A 15,189-nucleotide genomic window follows, 5' to 3' on the forward strand; every position below is an offset into this window, starting at 1 on the left:
GGGCGAGTCCTACAGGTACATACCGACCTCGGTCGTCCGCTCGACCGTCGAACGGATCTGAATTCCACCGTCACGATGGGCCACCAGTTCCGCGAGCGTGGCGCCGTCGGGGAATGCGGCGGCGGCATGGTCCTGACGGACGAGCCACCGCGTCGCCTCCTCGGGCGAGAGCCTGCCCACCTCGAGCTGCGCGAGACACCGCCCGGGCCGCACGACCGCCGGGTGCAAGCGGGACAGGTCCTCGTTGGTCGTGATCGCGAACAGCACCTTGCGTCCCGAACCGAGCATGCCGTCGGTGAGGTTCAGTAGCCGCGAAAGCTTCTGTCCCGCCGCTTCTTTGGCTTCGCCGCGAATCAGTTCGTCGCAGTCCTCGAGCACCAGCAACCGCCAGCGGCCGTCCTCGTCGTCACCGTCGGCGCCGGCCGCCACCTCCATCAGATAACCGGGGTTGCTGAACAGTTCCTCCGGGTCGACCACGCAGTCGACCTGGCACCACGGCGCCCATGCCCGCGCGAGCGCCCGCAGGGCGGTGGTCTTCCCGGTGCCCGGCTCGCCGTGCAGCAGTACGAGCCTGCCGCGGATGTCGTCGGTGCCCAGGCTCATCAGCCGGTCGAACGCGGCCGATACCGGCGCGGTGTAGTTGTCGCGGATCTCCGGCCACGCGGGCGCGACGATCTGCCTGCGTCTGCGCGCGGGCCGCCGCACATCCATGTGCCAGAAGCCCATTTCCACCGTCGACGCGGTGTCGCGAGCCTGGGCCGCGCCCTCGGTGGCGCGCGCGAGCACCTCGACGGCGAGTTCGTCGCTGGCGGCGGTCACCTCGACCGTCGCCGAGCCGCCCGCCCAGCGCACCGCCCGCAGCGACCAGCCGGCCCCGGCGGCCAGCATCGCACTGCTGTCGTCGTCGAAGACCGAGCGCAGGATCGTCGACCCCTCGGGCCGCAACGGCGCGTCGGGGTGGACCCGATCGAGGTGCGCCTGCCGGGCGAAGGGCTGCTCGCCGCGCAGGAACGGGGCGAGCGCGAGCGCGTCGATGGCGTCGCGGGTGGAATAGGTCGAATCGATGGCCGCCGACCACGGAAACGGCTCGCCCGTCTCCCGCGACGGTTCCCGGAGCTGGTCGATAGGTGTGGACACCGCGCCAATGATCGTGGTCGCGGACCCGGAATGTCCAACGACTTCCCGGCTGTGCGCTGGGTCACCGGGCCCGGAAAATCGCTGGCACATGTTCTCGATCCGTCGCTAACGTCGGCCAGGTGACTTCCACCCAGAGCCCACGGCCGGTCGACGAACCCACTCCGACCGCAGGGGGCAAGGAGTGGATCGGGTTGGCGGTCCTCGCCCTGCCCACCCTGCTCATCTCGATGGACATGAGCGTGCTCTACCTGGCGATCCCCCAGATCAGCGAGGCATTGCAGCCGAGCAGTTCACAGCTGTTGTGGATCCTGGACATCTACGGGTTCCTCGTCGCGGGCTTCCTCATCACGATGGGCACCCTCGGCGACCGGATCGGCAGGCGCAGGCTGTTGATGATCGGCGCGCTGGCCTTCGGCGCCGCCTCGGTGATCGCGGCCTATTCGACCAGCGCGAACATGCTCATCGGCACGCGCGCACTGCTCGGTATCGCGGGTGCCACGCTGATGCCCTCGACACTGGCCTTGATCCGCAATATGTTCCACGACGACCGCCAGCGGACCGCCGCGATCAGCGTGTGGATGACCAGTTTCATGGTCGGCATGGTGGTCGGACCGCTGGTCGGCGGGGCCATGCTGGAGAACTTCTGGTGGGGTTCGGTGTTCCTTGTCGCCGTTCCCGCGATGGTGTTGCTGCTCGCCGCGGGACCGTTCCTGCTGCCCGAGTACAAGGATCCGAATCCGGGCAAGCCCGACATTCTCAGTGCAGTGCTGTCGCTGGTGTCGGTGATGGGTGTCATCTACGGCATCAAGGAATTGGCCAAAGACGGACCGGCCGTGGAGCCCGTGGCCGTCCTGATCGGTGCGCTGGTGCTCGGCACCGCGTTCGTGCTGCGCCAGCAACGACTCACCGACCCGCTGATCGATCTGCGGCTGTTCGGCAATGTCCGGTTCAGCGGTTCGCTCGCGGCGCTGATGGTCGCCATGCTCGCCATGGGCGGCCTGTTCCTGCTGCTCGCGCAGTATCTGCAACTGGTGCTCGGTCTTTCGGCGTTCGAGGCGGGGCTGTGGACGGTGCCGCAGGCGGTGGCCATGGTGTTCGCGGCCGGTGCGGTGAGCGCCCTCGCGCCTCGGGTGCGTCCCGCGTATCTGATGACGGGCGGCCTGGTGGTCGCGATGTTCGGCTACGCGATCTTCACCCAGCTCGCGGGCGGTGACGATCTCGGCTTGATCGTCACCGGCATGGTGGTGTTCGCGCTCGGTCTGAGCCCGATGTTCGTGCTCGGCCTCGACCTGATCGTCGGCGCGGTCGACCCGGCACGCGCCGGTGCCGCGTCCGCGATTTCGGAGACGGGACAGGAGCTGTCGACCGCGCTCGGGGTCGCGGTGATCGGCAGCATCGGCACCGCGGTCTATCGCGGGCAGATGGCCGGTGAACTACCGAACGGCCTGCCCGCCGAGCTCGCGCACACCGCCGAGGACACCCTCGCCGGAGCGCTGCACGTCGCCTCGATGCTGCCCGAATCCCTCGGCGCCGAGCTCACCACGACGGCACGTCAGGCGTATACCCATGCGCTGCAAGTGAACTCGATCGTTGGTATCGGACTCACCGCGATCGCGGCCGGACTGGTCGTCGTCCTGCTTCGCCACGTTCCGGCACCGAACGAGCGTGCCGACGAGCAGAAATGAGCCGGGGCCCCGCCGGGAGCGTGCAACTCCCCGCGGGGCCCGGGGCATCAGCCGAGGCTGAACGGCTGGCCCCACAGGCGCAGCTCCGAGCGACCGAACTGGGTGGTCACCTCGACGGAAACGAAGGCACGCGCCTGGGCGTAACCCGCGCAGCCCGAGAGGCCGAGGGTCGAGTCGGCCCAGGTGACCGAACCTTCCTGGCCGAAGAACTTGATCGCGGGCACGTAGCTCTCCTCGCCGTAGGCATCGGGGCCCTCGACCTGGAGCAGCCAGAAGGTCGACGCCTGGCCGGGGCCGAGGGTCAGGTTGCCACCGGAGGTGACGCCACCGCTGCCGTTGCCCGAGTTGTTCACCGCGCCGTTGGCACCACCGGTGGCGTTGCCGCCGGAGATGTCGACCTGGCAACCGACGACGTATCCGGGGGAGATCTTGACACCCTTGTGCTCGGCGTGGACCTGCACCTCGGCCCGGCCGGAGGCCCAGACATTGCGATGCAAGGGAGTCGCACCCATGGAGGGGCTGATGTTCACCGATTCACCGACCAGACGGATGGTCACCGCGGTGCCGTCGGGCAGGGTCTGGGTGAGCTCACCGCCCGGCAGCGGGATGAAGGTGTCGGCGTTGGCGGCGCCGGTGGAGAAGAGGCCGAGCGCGACAGTCGCGGCCGCGGCGGCGCCGGCCAGACGGGCACCGGCCTTCGTGAAGATGGTCATGGAGTTGTTCCTATTCGTCGAGAAGGGCGACAGGTCAGCCGATGCTGAACGGGGCACCGTAGAGGGAGGTCTTGGAGTAGTTGTCGCCGATGATCTCCACGACGGTGTAGGCGCGGGCCTGCGCGTAACCGGCGCAGCCCTGGATCTGCAGCTCCACATCCTTGTAGCTGATGTGGTAGTTGCCCTTCTCGACGATGTCGAAGCCCTCGATGCCGATGAACTTCACCTCGCCGGGGCCGAGCTTGACGCCGATGGAGGCGCCCGCGTTCACGCCGCTGGTGTTGATGCCACCCGAGACACCCGCCGAGATCGCGTCGTCGGCGATGCTCACCTGGCAGCCGACGATGTAGCCGGTGCTCACGCGCGAAGAACCGTGCGTGGAGGAGTTGTTGGTGCCGGGCGCGCCGTTGCCGCCGACGAACGGGCGAGGCTCACCCTTCGGGGTCTCGGCCACCTCGGCCAGCACGGTTCCGCTCACCCACGCCACACGGCCTGCGCCGTTGGCCGCCATGGACGGCGAGATCAGGGCGCTTTCCGCCACCCGCTTGATCAACACACCGGGGCCAGCCTTCTCGCCGTCGGGCAGCGGAACGAAGGTGTCCGCACTCGCCGTTGCGCCGACAACGGCCAGCGCGGCCGTGGCCAGCGCAGTGGCCGCAAGCATTTTTCGCATCGTGGATGTCCTCATCAACTGTTGTGACCGATTCGCACCGATCTTGAACAGCTCGGACTGTAGACAGGTTAGGCTCACCTATCAAGACCTTGCCCTAGCTAACTTTGAATAAGCCTAGGCTCACCTAAACATGAGCTACCCTCCTCGTGACACGGTTCCATATGAGAGAGATCCTGATGAGAAGTCCGCGCTGGTTCGGCTGGTTGCTGACGGTGGCGCTGCTGACCGCGGCCTGTCTGCTGAGCCTGCTGGTCGGCACGAAATCGATTCCGGTCGGCGAGGTCTGGCAGGCGCTGACCAGTGCCGCGACCACGCCCGACCACGTCACCGTCACCGAATACCGGCTGCCACGAACGGTTCTGGGGCTGCTCGCCGGGCTGGCGCTCGGCGTCGCGGGCTGCCTGATGCAGGGACTCACCCGCAACCCGCTCGCCGACCCGGGACTGCTCGGCGTGAATGCCGGTGCCGCGTTCGCGATCACGGTCGCGGTCGGGTTGCTCGGTGTGGAGGAGATCACGTCCTACGTCTGGTTCGGCTTCGCCGGCGCCGCGCTGGTGTCGGTGGTCGTGTACCGGCTCGGCACCGCGGGCCACACCGGCACCGATCCGATCCGGCTCACCCTGGCCGGAGTGGCCGCCACCGCCGTCCTCGGCGGGCTCACGCGCGGCCTGATCCTGCTCGACCCCAAGGCTTTCGACGAGATGCGCCGCTGGGACGCCGGTTCGCTCACCGGGCGTGGATTCGACATCATCGCGGGCGCCGCGCCGTTCATCGTGGTCGGACTGCTGATCGCCGCCGTCTGCGCGCGGTCGCTCAATGCCGTTGCGCTCGGGGATGATCAGGCCCGATCGCTCGGGGTGCACGTCAACCGCACGCGACTGCTCACCGCGCTGGCATTGGTGCTGTTGTGCGGTACCGCGACGGCCGCGGTCGGTCCGATCGCCTTCGTCGGTCTCGCGGTTCCGCACATCGCCCGCTGGCTGGTCGGTCCCGATCAGCGCTGGATCTTCGCGTACTCACTGGTGCTGGCACCGCTGCTCGTTCTCACCGCGGATGTGCTCGGCCGCATCATCATTCGCCCCGACGAAGTCCCTGCCGGTCTGGTCACGGCGTTCCTCGGCGCACCCATGCTGATCTGGCTGGCACGCCGCTCACGAGTGGGAGCTGCGGCATGAGCACGAAGATCGATTTCGGTCGCACCATGCTGGTGGTGCGCCCCGGGCGCGCGGGTCTCACAGCGCGGATCGGTGTGCGCACGCTCGTGGTGTGCGCGATCCTGCTGGCCATTGCCCTGGCGACCGCTGTATTCGCCCTGGGTAGCGGCGATTTCGAGATCCCGGCGCCGCGTGTGCTGCGCGCGCTGTTCATCGGTGACGAACGCTTCGATCGGCTGGTGGTTTTCGATTGGCGGCTGCCGCGCATCCTGCTGGCGCTCGCCCTCGGTGCGGCGCTCGGTGTGAGCGGCGCGATCCTGCAGTCGGTCACCCGCAATCCCCTGGGCAGCCCCGACATCATCGGGTTCAGCACCGGTGCCTACACCGGCGCGCTTCTGGTGATCCTGACGCTCGGGGGTGGCAGCTTCCAGACGGCGGCGGGCGCGATGGTCGGTGGCCTCGGTGCGGCGCTGGTCATCCACCTGCTCGCTTTCCGGCACAACGTGACCGGGTTCCGCCTGATCATCGTCGGTATCGGTGTGAGTGCGATGCTCGCCTCGGTCAACACCTGGTTGATCATGCGGGCCGATCTCGACGCGGCGATGTCGGCGGCGGCCTGGGGTGCGGGTTCGCTCAACGGGTTGTCGTGGCCGCAGGTCGCGCCGACCATGATCGTGCTCGCCGTGCTGGCGGTGGCCCTGATCCCGGCCGCGCCGCGTCTGCAGATCCTCGAACTCGGCGACGACACCGCCCGCGCCCTCGGGCTCGACGCGGGCAAGGCCACCGGCTGGCTGATCGCGCTCAGTGTCGGATTCACCTCGCTGGCAACGGCTGTGGCCGGGCCGATCGCCTTCGTCGCCCTCGCGGCACCGCATCTGGCGCGCAAACTCACCCGCACCCCGTCGATCGCCCTGGTCCCGGCGGCGGTGATGGGCGCGACCCTGCTGGTCACCTGCGACTGGATCGCCCAGCACGCCTTCGCCCCGACCACCATCCCGGTCGGCATCGTCACCGGTTCGATCGGCGGCCTGTACCTGGCGTATCTGCTCGTCGCCGAAGCGCGACGGAAATAGGAAGCGACATGAACGACACTCACGCCGCGCGGTTGCGCGCCGACCAGGTCCGCCTCGGGTACAAGGGCCGAACGATCAGCGACCAACTGTCCGTGGACATCCCGGACGGCAAGTTCACCGTGATCATCGGCCCGAACGCCTGCGGCAAGTCCACGCTGCTGCGCGCACTGGCCCGACTCCTCGCCCCGGAATCGGGCAAGGTGCTGCTCGACGGCAAGCCGGTGACCGACTATCCGGCCAAGGAACTGGCTCGCCAGATCGGCCTGCTCCCCCAGACCTCGACCGCACCCGACGGCATCCGGGTGGCCGACCTCGTCGCACGCGGCCGCTACCCGCACCAGACGCTGCTGCGGCAGTGGTCGAAGGCCGACGAGGAGGCGGTGGCGGCGGCGATGGCGGCCACCGGTGTCACCGAGCTGTCGGCCCGCCCGGTCGACGAACTGTCGGGCGGTCAACGGCAGCGGGTCTGGATCTCGATGGTGCTCGCCCAGCAGACGCCCATCATCCTGCTCGACGAGCCGACCACCTTTCTCGACATCGCCTATCAGATCCAGCTGCTCGATCTGTGCCGCGCACTCAACCGCGAATCGGAACGCACGGTCGTCGCCGTACTGCACGACCTCAATCACGCCTTCCGTTACGCCGACCACCTGATCGCCATGCGCGACGGGCGGATCGTCGCCACCGGCACCCCCGCCGACATCGTCACCGCGGACCTGGTCCACGAAGTGTTCTCGCTGCGCTGCCGCATCGTCGACGACCCGGAAACCGGGACGCCGCTGGTGATCCCGCTGGCCGAGAACGCCGCACCGGTGCACTGAAGAAATGAGGAAAACCCCGTCCATGTTCACCAACCGTTCCTCGGGCCGGCTTCGCGCCGCCCTCGTCGTCCCGGTTCTCGCGCTGGTCGCGGTGCTCACCGGGTGCGGTGACTCGTCGTCGAACTCCGCCGATTCCGGCCCACGCGAGGTGCCGTCCGCGAAGGGCCCCATCAAGGTGCCCGCCGATCCGCAGCGCATCGTCGTGCTCAACGGCAACCTGGCCGGTTACCTCTACGACCTCGAGGCGCCCGTCGTCGCGGCCGACCCGCGTCTGCTCGGGGTGCCGACCAAGCCGGGCGAGTTCCCCACCGGCTGGGCCGAGGACGCCAAAGCGCAAGGGACACAAGCCATTCCGTCCGGCGACAACATCAACCTCGAGTTCATCGCCGCCCAGCGTCCGGATCTGATCATCGGCGGTGGCCAGGGCTACCCCGGCCAGCAGTCGGTGAACGCCTACGACCAGCTCAGCGCCATCGCCCCGACCGTGCTGATGCCGACCGAGACGACCAATTGGCAGGACCAGCTGCGGTTCATCGCCGAGACCGTGGACAAGCCGGCCAATGTCGACACCTTGATCGCGAACTACCAGGCCAAGCTGTCCGAGGCCAAGAGCAAGATCAAGCCGCCCGTCGGCGCGACGACGGTGTTCCAGTCGATCAAGAGCCAGAAGCCGACCGTCTTCGTGCCGACCGCCGCGCTGCCCGCGTTGCTCGCCGAGGTCGGTTTCACGCTGGACACGCAGGTGGAGGCCAAGGCCGGTAACCCCGCCAAGGAGCAGAGTGCCGACTTCATCAGCTTCAGCCCGGAGCTGCTCAACACGGTGATCGATGCGCCCGTGCTGTTCACCATCCCGCTCAGCGGTGGCCGTTCGCTCGAGGAGCTGCGCGCCGATCCGCTCTACGCCTCGCTGCCGTCGTTCCAGGCGGGCAAGGTCTTCGAACTGCCCGCCACCAGCTCGCGTCCGGACTACCGCACCGTCATGGCGACACTCGATCTGCTCGTGGAACGTTTCCGGTGACGTCGGGACTGCTCATCGACCTCAGCCCGCTGCGGGCGTCGCGCCCCTTCCGGTGCGCGTTCGCGGCGCGGCTGGTGTCGGTGCTCGGCATCGGGTTGCTCATGGTCGCCCTGCCGCTGCAGATCTATCAACTGACCGGATCGAGTGTGCAGGTGGCCGGTGTCGCCACCACCACCGCGGTCGCGCTGTTCGCGGGCAGTCTCGCGGGCGGGGTGGTGGCCGACCGGTACGACCGCCGGACGGTGATCCAGTGGTCGCGCAGCGCGGCCGGTATCGGCTTCCTGATCCTCGGGGTGAATGCCGTTCTGCCCGAGCCGTTTCTGTCCGCCATCTATCTCGCGGCCGTCGTCGACGGGCTGGCGGGCGGGGTGAGCGGTTCGGCGTTGATGGCCATGGTCCCGGTGCTGGTCGGACGTGAGAAGGTCGCGGCCGCAGGCGCTCTCGTCTCGCTGACCACCGACCTCGGCACCATGATCACCCCCGCGTTCGCCGGTCTGCTCGTCGCGAAAACCGGTGTGGCCACGGCCTATTTCCTCTGTGCTCTGGCGACCACCGCGACCGTCGGGCTGATCACCGCGATCGGCCCGTCGCCGCCACCGCAACGCGACCTGGAGAACCCGGTCCGTGAGCTGGTGGCCGGTATCGCGTTCGCGGTCCGGCACGAGTCCATCCGGCTCATTCTGCTCACCGGGCTGATCGGGATGCTCGTCAGCGGCCCGCTGGTGCTGCTGCCCGCCTTCGCCGATGTCGAACTCGACGCGGGGCCGGGCACGCTCGGCCTGCTCTACGCGGCACCCGGCGCGGGCGCGGTGCTCGGCACATTGACCAGTGGCTGGATGGGGCGCGCACACACAGGTCGGGCGCTGCTGATCTCGCTCGGACTGATGCCGATCGGCGTGATCGCGGCCGGACTGTGGTCGCACGCGGCGCTGGTGTTCCTCGGTCTTGCCGGATTCGGCCTGGCCAGAGCCGTGAACATGGTGCTGCGCTACACGATGCTGCAGCAGGCCGCACCCGACCACATGCGCGGACGGATGTCGGGCCTGCTGATGGTGCAGTCCGTCGCAGGCACCGCCGTCGGCTCCATGGTGGCCGGTTTCGTCGGCCAGACCTTCGAACCCGGACGTGCGCTCGTGCTCTACGGCGTCGCCGTCCTGGTACTCACCGGCCTGATGGCGCTCGTCGCCGGGCCACTGCACAGAAAGGAAAACGGTGAAGGATCGCAGTGACTACGCGGCGAACATCGCCGAGGTGCTCGCCGGGCACCACTACGCCAAGGTGCCGTACCCGATCGGCCTGCAGGAAGTGGAGGTGGTGCGGGTCGTGCCCGTCGGCGCGGCGCTGCTGCGGATCACCTTCGGCGGTCCGGACATCGCGAAGTTCCACAGCTATGTGCCGGACGAGCATGTGCGCCTGATCTTCCCCGGTGAGGACGGTGTGCTCCGGTTGCCGAAGCTCGACGGCACGATGCTCGAGTGGGGCAATCCGCGACCGATCTCGCGGGAGTACACGGTGCGCCGCCACAGCGTCGAGGACGGCGAACTCGACATCGATTTCGTCATCCACCCCGGCGGTCTCGCCTCGGACTGGGCCGCCTCGGTGACCCCGGGCACCAAGGTCCACATCGCCGGTCCGCCCGGTGGTGTCGTCATCCCGGAAACCTACGACGACTACCTGCTCGCCGGTGACATCACCGCGCTGCCCGCCATCGCCCGCTGGCTCGAGCGCATGCCGCGCGACACCACCGGCTGGGCCTTCATCGAGGTCGCCGGACCCGCCGAGGAGATCCCCCTCGACCCGCCCGTGGGCGTGACCGTGCGCTGGCTGCACCGTGGTGACGCGGCACCCGGCACGAGCGACATCCTCGAGCAGGCTGTCCGCGAGGTGAAAGCCGCTGCCGGACAACGGGTTTTCGCGTGGGTGGCCGGCGAGGCCGGGTGCCTGCGTGGTGTCCGCAAGATCATCCGCGACGACCTGGGCATCGGCCCCAAGGACTCGCTCATCGCCGGCTACTGGAAGCGCGGCGTCGCCGACTTCGATCGAGAGGAATGACCATGACCGACGAACAGGTGATCGCCGATGTGGCCACCGTACTGGGAGTCGAGGCGACCGAACTGAGCGCCGAGACCGATCTGCTCGACGCCGGACTCGATTCGGTGCGCATCATGTCGCTGGTGGAGAAATGGCGGTCGGCTGGTCATGCGGATATCGACTTTCCCACGCTCGCGGGCGAACCCGTCCTCGGCACGTGGATCGAACTGCTCGCCTGAGGACGCTGGTCGGGTCGGCCGGGGCCTGACGGTGGCGCGGCCGACCGCCGCGCCTCAGCACGGCCACCGGCCACCGCCCCGCGTATCAGGCGCGTCCGGGTCGATCGGCGTGCGCACCGTCGGCCAGTGCCTGCCGCAAGTCCTTGCGGCTGGTCTTGCCGACGCCGGTGGCCGGGAAGTCGTCGACCACGACGACCGCATCCGGCATCTTCCACGCCGCGACACCGCGCTCCCGCACGAACTTGCGCACGGAGGTCAGAGTCGGGCGCTGCTCCGGATCAACGGGCTGCACGAAGGCGCAGATACGTTGTCCCAGCACCGGATCGGGCGTTCCGACGATCACGGCGTCGCGGATGCCCGGGTGCTCGAGCAGATGCGCCTCGAGCTCCTCGGCCGAGACCTTCTCGCCGCCACGGTTCACCCAGTCGCCCGCGCGGCCTGCGACCACGAGGTTGCCGTCGGGGCGGATCGAGACGATGTCACCGGTGCGGTACCAGCCGTCGGCGGTGAAGCTGCGGGCGTCGGCCTCGGGATTGTCGTAGTAGCCGCGAATCGTGTACGGGCCCTGGGTGATCAGGTTGCCCTGCTCCCCCGGCGCCACCTCGACACCGTTGTCGTCGACGACCGCGATCTGGTCGAACTCCGACATCGGCCTGCCCTGGGTGCTCACCACCACGTCGATCGGGTCGTCGAGCCGGGTGTAGCAGACCAGGCCCTCCGCCATCCCGAACACCTGCTGCAGAGTGACGCCGAGTGCGGGCCCGATCCGGCGAGCCAGCTCGTCCTGGCAGCGGGCGCCACCCACCTGAACTACCCGCAGGCTCGAAAGATCGGGCGTGTCACCGGCTTCGGCGCGCTCGGTCCACAGTCGGGCCAGGGGCGGGACCAGGCCGGTGATGGTGACGCCGAACCGCTCGATCAGCGGGAAGGCCGTCGCCGGTGTGGGATCGGGCGTTATGGCCACCGCGCCGCCCGCCCACAGCGCGCCGAGAATGCCCGGCGAGCTCATCGGGAAGTTGTGGGCCACGGGCAGCGTCGCGAGATACACAGTGTCGCTGTCGAGTTCACAGATCTCGGCGCTGCGGCGCACGCTGTAGAGGTAGTCGTCGTGGGTGCGGGCGATGAGTTTGGGGATACCGGTGCTGCCACCCGAGAGCTGCAGAAACGCGACGTCACCGGCCGAGGGACCCGGCAGTTCCACCGGCTCGTCCCGGAATTCTGCGATATCACGCGCACCCTCGGGCAGTTCCTGCCCCTCGTCGAGGACGAGCAGCACGTGCCGCAGGCTCGGCACGTTCTCCCGCACCGTCGCCGCGAGCGCCGCGTAGTCGAAGCGTTGATGGGTTCCGCAGGTGATGACGGCCGTCGCGGCGGCGGCCTCGGCGATCGGCACCAGCTCGGCGGCACGGTGCGCGGGCAGGCAGAACACCGGCAGGGCGCCCAGCTCGAAGAGCGCGAAGATCACCTCGACGAATTCCGCTCGGTTGGGCAGTTGCACCAGCACCCGATCGCCCGGCGTGATGCCGAGGCGGGCCAAACCGGCGGCGAGCGAACGCGCGCGGTGATGGAGTTCGGCATAGGACCAGCTGTCGGCGGTGTCGAGGACCGCGATCCGGTCCGGTGTGGCAGCGGCCCGTGCGGCGAGGACTTCGCCGAAAGTCTCTCCGGTCCAGAGATTCTGGGCGCGATAGTGGTCGGCCAGGTCGGCGGGCCAGGGGGTGAAGCCGGCGAAGGCGGGTTCGGTCAAGTCGAGCACCTCTTTCGAGCAGGCGGTTCGGTGTTTCGGCCAAAAGTTATGAGGGAAGCTAACCAAATAACCGACAGTCAGGTTAGGCTAACCTCATGTTTAATGGTGATTCTCGCGGTCGGGTCGTCGTCGTGACCGGCGCGGCCGGGGGCATCGGCGCCGCGATCGCCGCGCGGTTCGCTGCCGAGGAACGGGTTGTCTCGCTGTGGGACCTCGATCCGGCCGTACACCGCACCGCCGCCGCGATCGCGAAGCGGTCCGACGATGCCACCGTCCGTCGCGGCACCGGAAGCGCCCCCGTGACAACTCTATCCGCGTCCGACGTCCACGGCGTCACCGTCGATCTCACCGACAGCGAAGCCGTGCGGGCGGCCTTCGACCAGCTCACGGCCGATTACGGTGCCGTCGAGGTGCTGGTGCACGCGGCGGGCGTTATGGTCGGCGGCCCCGCGCTCGAACTCGACCCTGCGGACTGGGCGCGCTGCCTCAGCGTGAACGCCACCGCGACCATGCTGGTCACTCAGCGTGCCGCCGCTGAGATGGTCGCCGCCGGCACCGGGGCGATCGTGGTGGTCTCCTCCAACGCGGCGGCCACACCGAGGGTCGGCATGGCCGCGTACGGCGCCGCCAAGGCCGCCGCGACCGCGTTCACCAGGTCGCTTGCCCTGCAGGTCGCACCGCTGGGCGTGCGGGTCAACCTGGTCTCCCCCGGCTCCACCGACACAGCCATGTTGCGCGACATGTTCGGTGGCACACCGCTGGACGACGCCGCCGAGACCGCGCTGCTCGACGGTGATCCCGCCGCCTACCGGTTGGGAATCCCGTTGCGGCGCATCGCCACTCCCGCCGACATCGCGGGTGCAGTCCACTTTCTGGCGTCCGAAGACGCCCGCCACATCACCATGCACGACCTGCGGGTCGACGGTGGCGCGACGCTCGACATGTGACCGAGAGGATGATCCCCATCAGTACCGCCAGTTCAGACCCCGCTTTTGTGCTGTCCCGTCCGCAGCGGACCGTGTCCGCGAGCGCGGGCGGGACGGTCTTCCGCTCGGCACACGACGCGATCACCGCGCTGCGCAGTGGCCGGATCAGCCACATCGTCGGCGCACTCCCCTTCCGACCCGGCGCACCGACAGCGTTGTGGGCACCGGAGTCGGTGACGATCACCGACGCGCCCTACGAACCCCGGATGCTCGAGCGCGACTCGATGACCGATTCGCAGTCCCTACCGCAGTTCGCCTTCGACGCGGCGCTTCCCGCACCGGACGAGCACCGCAGGCGCGTCGCCACCGCTGTCGAACTGCTCGCCGACGCCGCCCACCCCCTGCGAAAGGTCGTGCTGGCACGCGCGATTCGAGCTCGCTCGGCGACCCCCGTTCGCGCGCTGGACATCCTCGACTTGATGGTCGCCTCGGACCCCATGTCGAACGGTTTCCTGGTCGACCTGTCCGCGGCGGGCGGCCGATATCCCGGCCGCCATCTCATCGGCTCCAGTCCCGAGATCCTCGTGCGCCGCGACGGGAACAACGTCGTGAGCTATCCGCTGGCCGGCTCGGCCCGCCGGGTACTCGACGACGGCGATGCCGACCGGGTGGCCGCCGACACGCTGCTCGCCTCGACCAAGGACCTGGCCGAACACCGCTTCGTCACCGATCAGGTGTCGGCCGTGCTGCGTGATCGCTGCGCCGAAGTGCACACTCCCGCACCGGAACTCATGTCCACCCCGGCCATGTGGCACATCGGTACGCCGATCACCGCGGCCGTCCCGTTGGCCGGTCCGTCGGCGCTCGAGCTCGCCGTAGCGCTGCACCCCACCCCGGCGATCTGTGGCACACCCACCGCCGCGGCCGCCCGTCTCATCGCCGAACTCGAGGGCGAACGCGGTTTCTACGCGGGTGCGGTCGGCTGGTGCGATGCCGACGGTAACGGCGAATGGATGGTGAGCATCCGCTGCGCCGAGCTGTCCGAGCACGGCACCACGCTGCTCGCGCACGCGGGCGGCGGGATCGTCGCCGCCTCCGATCCGGCCGCCGAATTGGCCGAGACCACCGGCAAATTCCAGCGCATCCTCGCTCCGCTCGGGATCGCGGATCTGCCCGTCACCGTTGGCTGAGCCGACTTCCGTTCGAACGAAAGACCGTCATGCCTATCCCCCCGATCGCGCCCTATCCGATGCCGGGCGTCGACGAGTTCACCGCCGACCAGGTCGATTGGACTGCCGAACCAGGGCGTTGCGCCCTGCTGATCCACGATATGCAGCAGTACTTCCTCGACGCCTACGACCTGCACCGCGATCCCGCCCGCACCCTGATCGCGAATATCGCCCTGTTGCGCGACCGCTGCCACGAGCTCGACATCCCGGTGATCTACACGATGCAGCCCGGTAACCAGCACCCGTCGCGACGCGGCATTCTCGCCGACTTCTGGGGCAGCGGGATGGCCGAGGGCGCCGACACGCAGGTCATCAATGCCCTCGCGCCCGAACCACAGGACATCCAGGTGACCAAGTGGCGTTATTCGGCGTTCCAGCGCACCGACCTGCGTGAACTGCTCGGTTACTACCGGCGCGATCAGCTCCTGGTGACCGGCGTCTACACGCATATGGGCTGCATGCTCAGTGCCGCCGAGGCATTCATGGGTGATGTGCGGCCCTTCCTCGTCCACGACGCGACGGCGGATTTCAGCCGCGACGAGCATGTGATGGCACTGAACTACGTCGCCCGGCGTTGCGGGGCGGTGGTCGGGACCTCGGAGCTGCTGCGTCAGCTCGATCCCGCACAGGTCGAAGCAGACGCCTGACCCGTCGGCGGACGCTCCGCCATTCGAACCAAGACAAACCTGACACGCCCTCGCGCGGCTGCCGGACTCTTCCCGAGTCCGGCAGCCGCATGGGTG

Annotated in this window: 15 protein-coding genes; 11 read left to right on the forward strand and 4 right to left on the reverse strand. The window is 68.7% G+C overall.

The annotated features are described in order from the left end of the window. Positions 1 to 9: 9 nt before the first annotated feature. Positions 10 to 1,137 carry a DUF5925 domain-containing protein gene (locus tag AB0I19_RS10055; RefSeq protein ID WP_357146859.1) on the reverse strand — a complete coding sequence of 376 codons (1,128 nt, stop codon included), beginning with the start codon at positions 1,135 to 1,137 and terminating at the stop codon, positions 10 to 12. Between the two features lie 119 nt (positions 1,138 to 1,256). Here AB0I19_RS10055 and AB0I19_RS10060 point away from each other — a divergent pair, with 119 nt between their 5' ends. Then, complete coding sequence (locus tag AB0I19_RS10060) at positions 1,257 to 2,822, forward strand: MFS transporter (RefSeq protein ID WP_357146861.1); 1,566 nt, start codon at positions 1,257 to 1,259, stop codon at positions 2,820 to 2,822. A 47-nt stretch (positions 2,823 to 2,869) separates the two neighbouring features. Here AB0I19_RS10060 and AB0I19_RS10065 read toward each other — a convergent pair whose 3' ends face one another. Together AB0I19_RS10065 and AB0I19_RS10070 are read right to left on the reverse strand one after the other, a co-directional pair. Next, positions 2,870 to 3,535, reverse strand: coding sequence for an MspA family porin (locus tag AB0I19_RS10065; RefSeq protein ID WP_067490567.1), 666 nt, complete (start codon positions 3,533 to 3,535; stop codon positions 2,870 to 2,872). Positions 3,536 to 3,569: 34 nt separating this feature from the next. After that, positions 3,570 to 4,199 carry an MspA family porin gene (locus AB0I19_RS10070; protein ID WP_243749864.1) on the reverse strand — a complete coding sequence of 210 codons (630 nt, stop codon included), beginning with the start codon at positions 4,197 to 4,199 and terminating at the stop codon, positions 3,570 to 3,572. Between the two features lie 185 nt (positions 4,200 to 4,384). On the opposite strand from AB0I19_RS10070, the gene AB0I19_RS10075 reads away from it, so the two are divergent. The 7 genes from AB0I19_RS10075 to AB0I19_RS10105 are packed head-to-tail and all read left to right on the forward strand — an operon-like array spanning position 4,385 to position 10,544. After that, entirely contained in the window at positions 4,385 to 5,383 is a 999-nt protein-coding gene (locus AB0I19_RS10075; protein ID WP_357146865.1) for an iron chelate uptake ABC transporter family permease subunit, read from the forward strand. Next, a complete protein-coding gene (locus AB0I19_RS10080) occupies positions 5,380 to 6,435 on the forward strand; it encodes an iron chelate uptake ABC transporter family permease subunit (protein WP_357146868.1) in 1,056 nt (351 codons plus the stop codon). The genes AB0I19_RS10075 and AB0I19_RS10080 overlap by 4 nt, the downstream gene beginning before the upstream one ends. Positions 6,436 to 6,443: 8 nt before the next feature. Next, the gene (locus AB0I19_RS10085) at positions 6,444 to 7,256 is read left to right on the forward strand and encodes an ABC transporter ATP-binding protein (protein ID WP_357146871.1); all 813 of its coding nucleotides are present in this window, start codon (positions 6,444 to 6,446) and stop codon (positions 7,254 to 7,256) included. Between the two features lie 22 nt (positions 7,257 to 7,278). Next, positions 7,279 to 8,274, forward strand: coding sequence for an ABC transporter substrate-binding protein (locus tag AB0I19_RS10090; protein ID WP_357146874.1), 996 nt, complete (start codon positions 7,279 to 7,281; stop codon positions 8,272 to 8,274). Next, positions 8,271 to 9,503, forward strand: coding sequence for an enterobactin transporter EntS (gene entS / locus AB0I19_RS10095; protein WP_181697520.1), 1,233 nt, complete (start codon positions 8,271 to 8,273; stop codon positions 9,501 to 9,503). Before AB0I19_RS10090 ends, entS begins: the two co-directional genes overlap by 4 nt. Then, positions 9,487 to 10,326 (forward strand): siderophore-interacting protein, encoded by an 840-nt coding sequence (locus tag AB0I19_RS10100; RefSeq protein ID WP_357146877.1) that lies wholly within the window; start codon positions 9,487 to 9,489, stop codon positions 10,324 to 10,326. The genes entS and AB0I19_RS10100 overlap by 17 nt, the downstream gene beginning before the upstream one ends. 2 nt (positions 10,327 to 10,328) lie before the next feature. Continuing rightward, positions 10,329 to 10,544: a phosphopantetheine-binding protein gene (locus AB0I19_RS10105; RefSeq protein ID WP_357146880.1), complete on the forward strand. Its 216-nt coding sequence runs from the start codon at positions 10,329 to 10,331 to the stop codon at positions 10,542 to 10,544. Positions 10,545 to 10,629: 85 nt separating this feature from the next. Here AB0I19_RS10105 and AB0I19_RS10110 read toward each other — a convergent pair whose 3' ends face one another. Beyond that, positions 10,630 to 12,300, reverse strand: a complete 1,671-nt coding sequence (locus AB0I19_RS10110; RefSeq protein ID WP_357146883.1) for an AMP-binding protein — start codon at positions 12,298 to 12,300, stop codon at positions 10,630 to 10,632. 86 nt (positions 12,301 to 12,386) lie between these two features. On the opposite strand from AB0I19_RS10110, the gene AB0I19_RS10115 reads away from it, so the two are divergent. Genes AB0I19_RS10115 through AB0I19_RS10125 form a run of 3 tightly spaced genes read left to right on the forward strand, consistent with a single transcriptional unit; the run spans position 12,387 to position 15,093 of the window. Then, positions 12,387 to 13,238: an SDR family oxidoreductase gene (locus AB0I19_RS10115; RefSeq protein ID WP_357146886.1), complete on the forward strand. Its 852-nt coding sequence runs from the start codon at positions 12,387 to 12,389 to the stop codon at positions 13,236 to 13,238. After that, positions 13,235 to 14,407 carry a chorismate-binding protein gene (locus tag AB0I19_RS10120; protein ID WP_357146889.1) on the forward strand — a complete coding sequence of 391 codons (1,173 nt, stop codon included), beginning with the start codon at positions 13,235 to 13,237 and terminating at the stop codon, positions 14,405 to 14,407. Before AB0I19_RS10115 ends, AB0I19_RS10120 begins: the two co-directional genes overlap by 4 nt. 29 nt (positions 14,408 to 14,436) lie before the next feature. Next, positions 14,437 to 15,093 (forward strand): isochorismatase family protein, encoded by a 657-nt coding sequence (locus AB0I19_RS10125; protein ID WP_067490608.1) that lies wholly within the window; start codon positions 14,437 to 14,439, stop codon positions 15,091 to 15,093. Positions 15,094 to 15,189: the final 96 nt, after the last annotated feature.

Source organism: Nocardia sp. NPDC050413 (assembly GCF_040655475.1).
GTDB classification, from domain to species: domain Bacteria; phylum Actinomycetota; class Actinomycetes; order Mycobacteriales; family Mycobacteriaceae; genus Nocardia; species Nocardia coubleae.